6 protein-coding genes and 1 pseudogene are annotated in these 5968 nt (G+C 64.8%); 3 read left to right on the top strand and 4 right to left on the bottom strand.

Annotation, left to right across the window (positions count from 1 at the left end; genetic code table 11):
* From EN749_RS28795 to EN749_RS28785, 3 genes and pseudogenes are all read left to right on the top strand, one after another.
* A pseudogene (locus EN749_RS28795) lies at positions 1–775 on the top strand (peptidase M15); the annotation flags it as partial.
* Positions 776–945: 170 nt separating this feature from the next.
* A complete protein-coding gene (locus EN749_RS28790) occupies positions 946–1851 on the top strand; it encodes a MurR/RpiR family transcriptional regulator (protein WP_127396608.1) in 906 nt (301 codons plus the stop codon).
* A gap of 57 nt (positions 1852–1908) precedes the next feature.
* Positions 1909–3225, top strand: a complete 1317-nt coding sequence (locus EN749_RS28785; RefSeq protein WP_127396604.1) for an ArgE/DapE family deacylase — start codon at positions 1909–1911, stop codon at positions 3223–3225.
* A gap of 24 nt (positions 3226–3249) precedes the next feature.
* Here EN749_RS28785 and EN749_RS28780 read toward each other — a convergent pair whose 3' ends face one another.
* Genes EN749_RS28780 through EN749_RS28765 form a run of 4 tightly spaced genes read right to left on the bottom strand, consistent with a single transcriptional unit; the run spans position 3250 to position 5962 of the window.
* Positions 3250–4284: a branched-chain amino acid ABC transporter permease gene (locus tag EN749_RS28780; RefSeq protein ID WP_127396605.1), complete on the bottom strand. Its 1035-nt coding sequence runs from the start codon at positions 4282–4284 to the stop codon at positions 3250–3252.
* Entirely contained in the window at positions 4281–5156 is an 876-nt protein-coding gene (locus EN749_RS28775; RefSeq protein ID WP_127296621.1) for a branched-chain amino acid ABC transporter permease, read from the bottom strand. The genes EN749_RS28780 and EN749_RS28775 overlap by 4 nt, the downstream gene beginning before the upstream one ends.
* A 12-nt stretch (positions 5157–5168) precedes the next feature.
* Complete coding sequence (locus EN749_RS28770) at positions 5169–5882, bottom strand: ABC transporter ATP-binding protein (protein ID WP_127321148.1); 714 nt, start codon at positions 5880–5882, stop codon at positions 5169–5171.
* Entirely contained in the window at positions 5879–5962 is an 84-nt protein-coding gene (locus EN749_RS28765; protein ID WP_281061928.1) for a hypothetical protein, read from the bottom strand. Before EN749_RS28765 ends, EN749_RS28770 begins: the two co-directional genes overlap by 4 nt.
* Positions 5963–5968: the final 6 nt, after the last annotated feature.

Genomic DNA, 5968 nt, shown 5'->3' with positions numbered 1-5968 from the left:
CATCGCAATCGTGCCGCCGCAGGATGCCCAGCGCGCCGACATCCAGATGGCTTCCGTCGATAGGGCCGAAGAATCGCCGATTGGACCGGAAGGGAAGACGCCTGAAGCGATCGTCATGGCCATGGCGCCGGGCTCGGTGCCGCTGCCAGCCTTCGCCCCGCGCAGCGGGTCCACGACCAGCATTCCGACCCCGCAACTCGCGCCGCTTGCAGCAGCCAACGCTTCCACCGCGCGGGCCGAACTGGCCAATCCAACAGCAACCGATGCTGAAATTCCCTCGGGCAAGTCGGCCGGTCCCGCGGGCGGCGCGCCGGACATGGTGGCGTTCAACATCCCGTTGCCGACATGGCGACCGGAAAGCCCGACGCGCCAGCTTGAAGCAGACAAATCAGGCGATGCGGTCGCTGCATTGCTGGCCTTGAACCGCGCCGATGACGGCCACAATGGGTTGGCCGGCCAGCGGGTCTCGGTTGCCCAATCGAAGCCCGAAGATCGCGTCAGGACCAGCCCGAAGGCCGACCGTGTCCAGCCAAATCTCGATCCCGAAGCCACCGCGGTCATCGTGCCGGCAGCGTTGTCCCGGCCGATTGAGACAGATCGTGGCATCGCCGGCGAAGCTAGCACTGCGGCGGCGCCCGTCATTGCCGCCAATCTCATCCGCACAGCGCCGGAGCACATCTATCTCGATGGATTCCAGCCGCGAGGACAGACCTCCGATCACCGGCGCTTCACCGGTTCCGCGGTCAAGTTCCTGCCCATCGCCAGCTTCAAATAGACGCCAGCCCTCGTTCGAGCCTACGTGGATGTGTTGCACGATTGGCTTGGCTGCCATGGGATAGCAAGTCATGCCGAACTCTCGATTGCTCTGTAAGAGAAGTTCCAAATTTGACAAACATGTATGAAATTGTAAGATAATCGTCTTTCCGTCGGCCATGGGCGATGACAATGTCGATCCGCGAAGAACTGGCCAATACGACCGTGGCGTTCACCTCCGCGGAAGAGAAGATCGTCCAGGTCCTGCTCGCTGATTATCCGATGTCGGGGCTGGGCACCGCGACCCGGCTGGCACGGCGCGCCGGCGTCAGCGACCCGAGCGTGACGCGGCTGATGAGCAAGCTTGGCTATGTCGGCTTTGCCGATTTCCAGGCACGCCTGCTCACCGAAGTCGAATCCAGGCTGCATTCGCCGCTTTTGATGATGGAGGCCAAGCGTCCGGGCGGCTCCAGCGAAGGCACCGCACTTGCCTATTTCCATTCGGTTTCCGACAGCCTGGAGCGCACGCGCACGGCAGTGCCGGTGCAGGCCTACACGCGCGCCGTCAACATGCTGCTCGAGAGCAAGGGCCAGGTCGTGCTGCTGGGCGGCCGGTTCAGCCGGCATATCGCCTCCATGCTGGCCGGCTACCTCCTGCAGTTCCGCTCCGGCGTGCGCGACATCGGTTCGTTGAGCCCCGCCGATTTCGACCTGTTGATCGACCTTGGCAAGCGCGACCTCCTCGTCGTGTTCGACTACCGGCGCTATCAGTCGGACGTGGTGAGCTTTGCCCAGCAGGCCAAGGAGCGCGGCGTCTCCATCCTGCTGTTCACCGATGTCTGGCTGTCGCCGATATCTGACATAGCGGACCTGACCATGGTTGCCGCGATCGACGCCAACTCGCCGTTCGACACGCTGGCGACGGCCGTTGCCCAGATGGAAACCGTGTTCGCCCACGCGCTGGAAGGCCACGGCGCCGGGGTGCGCAAGCGCATCGAGGACATCGAGAAGATCCGCAGTGCCAATGCGGTCACGCTCGATACCGTCCTGTCGTCATCGGCCGACGACGCCGCCAAAACCAAAACCACAAGGAAATAGTGTCGTTGCGCCCAGTGCAGCGATGCAAAGCGCCGCGACGCAGAGAAGGAAGCGACGATGCCCGACAACCAGACCACCATCGATGCCGTGCAGGCTGAGATCGAGACCGATCGCGACTGGTTGATCGGGCTGACCCGCGACATGGTTCGCATCCCTTCGGTCAATCCCAAATTCGAGCCCAACCCGGCGATCAACCGCGAGGCGGATGTCCAGGCGCTGCTTGAACCGATCCTCAAGCAGGACGGTTTCAAGACCGAGCAATGGGATGCCTTGCCCGGCCGACCCAATCTGGTCGGCGAATGGGCGGGAGACGAGGACCGCAGCCTGATCCTGTGCGGCCATATCGACGTGGTGCCGGTCGGGGCGATGAAGGACTGGTCGGTCGATCCGTTCGGCGGCGAGATCACCAATGGCCGCCTCTATGGCCGTGGCGCGGTCGACATGAAGGGCGGCGTCGCCGCTTGCATCGCCGCCGCGCGCGCGATCCGCAAGGCGGGCATCACGTTGCAGGGCCGGCTCGCCATCCACTCGGTCGTCGACGAGGAAGCCGGCGGCTTCGGCGCCATGGACGCGGTGAAGAAGGGCAAGCTCGCCAAGGCGGTGCTGGTCGCCGAACCAACCTGGGGCGATGTCCTGCCGGTCGAAGGCGGGCTCGAATGGGCGCGGGTGACGATCCGCGGGCGCAACGCCCATTCGGCGCTGCGCTACAACGAGATCTATCCGCAGCGCCACGACAAGGACCGGCTCGAGCCGGGCGTCAACGCCATTGAGATCGCCGCCCGCTTCATCGCCGCCGTGCGCCAGTATGAGCTGGATCGGACGCGGGCGAAATCGCATCCGCTGCTGCCGCTCGGCATGAACACGATCAACATCGGCGTCATGCATGGCGGAACCGGCCTTGGCCAGCACGGCCTGCCGATCGTCATGACCAACCCGGCCATCATTCCCGACGTCGCGGTGCTCGATCTCGACATGAAATTCCTGCCCGATGAGAACTCGGCCGACTACCGCCGCGATTTCGAGACGTTCGTCCACCATTTCGCCCAGACCGATGCGTGGCTGCGCGACAACCCGCCTGCGATCCAATGGGAGCTCGGCGGGCTGTATTTCCCGCCGATGAACACGCCGGTCGATCATCCGCTGGTGACATCGCTGATGAAGCGCAAGGCCATGGTCGGCAAGGCGCCGCAGGCGCGCGGCTTCGTCGCCGTGTGCGATGCCGCGCACTATGCCGGCGCCGGCGTCGACGGTGTCATCTTCGGGCCGTCAGGCGACGGGTTTCACGGTTCCGACGAATATGTCGAGGTCGAATCGGTGGTCGAGACCGCCAAGGTGATCGCCGCTTCGGTCATCGACTGGTGCGGCATCCGCTGAGGCGGAGCCGCTATTCCGAGCCGATCAGCCCGGGCGCTTCAGGCGTCCGGCGACGGCGCCCCATGAAGCCTTGATCATGCCGACCAGGCCGCTCGGGTAGGCCAGCATGACGCCGATGATCAGCACCGCCGTGATCATCGGCCGCCACGCGCCGAAATCGGCCATCCATTCGGCGAAGATCGTCAGCACGAAGGAGGCGACGATGGCGCCGTAGATGGTGCTGGTGCCGCCAAGCAGCACCGTCGACAGGATGATGGTCGCGAGGCTCATGCCGAAGACGTCGATCGAGGCATTGCGCTGGTAGGCGGCGTAAAAGGCGCCGGCGATGCCGGTGAAGAAGGCGCTCGCGGCAAGCGTCAGCATGCGCTGGCGCACGATCGAGACGCCGCGGCTGATGGCGTATTCCTCATTGTCGCGCAAGGCGACGATACTGGCCCCGGCGCGTGAGCGCACGAACACGCGCAGGAACAGCGTACTTGCCACCAGCAGTGCCAGCGCGATGTAGAAATAGGCGAACTTGCCGTCGCGGACCATGTTGTGGTCGAAGATATAAAGTCCGGGAATGCGCACCAGCCCTTGCGTGCCGCCGGTGATGGCCGACTGGCTGATGATCACCTGCATCACCAACTGCGCGAAGCCGAAAGTGACCAGGATGATGTAGATGCCCTTCAGCCGCAGGATCGGGATGGTCACCAGGATCGCCGCCAGGGTTGCGATGACACCGCTGGCAAACAGCGCGATCCACGGGTCGAATTCGGCCAGCTTGGTCAGCAGGCTGTAGGCATAGACGCCGATGCCGAACAGCGCCAGATGGCCGAAATTGAAGACGCCGCCATAACCGAGGCTGAGGTCCCAGTTCGAGGCGACGATCGCATAGATGAAGGCCATGATCAGGATGTGGCGGGCATAGGTGTCGCCGAAGATCAGCGGCAGCAGCGCCAGCAGCGCGAAGCCGAGCACGAAGCCGATGGCCTCCTGCTTCCACGGCGTGCGGCCTGGAGCGATCGGGGTTGCCGCCTCGGCGTGGCCAGGCGCGATCAGCGATGTCGTGTCGGTCATGCTAGGCCTCGGGAGCGGCTGGCAAAGATGCCCTCGGGGCGCACCATAAGGGTCAGGATGAGCACGCCGAACAGCAGTGCCGGCGTCCAGTACAAGCCGAAATAATAGCTGCAGGCTGCCTCGAAGAAGCCGATCAGATAGGCGGCGAAGATCGGACCCGATATGCTCGATATGCCGCCGAAAACGACGACGATCAGCGCCTTGAGCAGCGGGTCGCTGCCCATCACCGGCGACATGAAACGGTAGCCGCCCATGAAGATGCCGGCGAGCCCGGCCAGCGAAGCGGCAATGGCGAAGGCCAGCCCATAGAGCGCGGTGACGTTCAGCCCGACAAGGTGGCTGGCATCTTCGTTCTGTGCCACGGCGCGCAGCGCCAGCCCCAGCCGCGTGCGGTTGAGGAACACCCAAAGTGCGGCCAGGATCAGCGGCGTGATCACGATGATGGCGATCTGGTGCAGGGAGACGCCGACGCCCCCGATGGTGGCGTTGCCGGCGATCAGCGCCGGGATCTGTTTCGAGCGCGGTCCCCAGATGGTCAGCGCGCCGTTCTCGATCAGCGACCCGGCCGCCAGCGTGGTGATGACGACGACCAGCACGATGTTGGGTCGGCCGATCAGCGGCCGCACGACGCTCGCCTGCAGGATCCAGCCGACGCCGGCCATGACGACGACGGCGATCGGAAACGCGACCGCCGCAGGCAGGCCGAGTTCGACCAGCTGCCAGGCGATGTAGGCGCCCAGCATCATGAACACGCCATGGCTGAAATTGAACACGCCGATCGTCGTCCAGACGAGCGCTAGCCCGACCGCCATCATGGCGTAGAGCGAGCCCTGGAACAGGCCGCCGAACAGGATTTCCGCCAATGCGCTCATCTTCGGATTTTCCTAATGGCCAAAATACATCGACATGATCTCGCCGTGGTCGAGGCTTTCGCCCGGCTTGATCTCGGTCGCCACCGCGCCATGGTTGACGAGGTAGAGTTGCTGCGTCAGCTCCAGCAGGAATTCGATATCCTGCTCGACGACGATCAGCGGCACGCCGCCGCGCGAAATGTCCATGACGGATGCGCAGAGTTCGTCCTTGATCTTGGGCGCCAGCCCCAGCGTCGGCTCGTCCAGGATCAGCAGGCGCGGATGGCTCATCAGCGCCGTGCCGATCGACACCATCTGGCGCTCGCCGCCCGACAGCGTGCGCACGCGCTGGCGCCAGCGCTCCGCCAGTTTTGGAAACAGCTTGATCACCTTTTCGCGGTTCTCCGCCTCATGCGGCCGGGCCCTTGGCGAATAGGCGCCGAGCGCCATGCAGTCGGCGATCGAGAGATCGGGAAACAGCCGGTTGCCTTGCGGCACATGGATCAGGCCGGCGCCGACGATGGCGCGTGCGCTGCGGCCGGCAATGTCTTGCCCGTCGAACACGATGCGGCCGCTCTTCGGTTGCAGCAGCCCGGAGACTGCGCGCAGCAGCGTCGTCTTGCCATGGCCGTTGGGGCCGAACAGGCCGACATTGCCGAAACGGCCGGCCTCCAGCGAGATATCGTGCAGCACGGTGACGCGGCCATAGCCGGCGGTGACGCCTTCGACGCTGAGAATGGGGTTCACGCCGCCGATCTCCTCGTGCCGAGATAGGCTTCGATGACGCGCGGGTCGGCGATCACGCCGGCCGGGTCGCCAGCGGCCAGGACGCG

This window comes from Mesorhizobium sp. M7A.F.Ca.ET.027.02.1.1 (assembly GCF_004022985.1).
Classification (GTDB): Bacteria; Pseudomonadota; Alphaproteobacteria; order Rhizobiales; family Rhizobiaceae; genus Mesorhizobium.
This window is presented reverse-complemented; position numbering and strand designations above follow the sequence as displayed.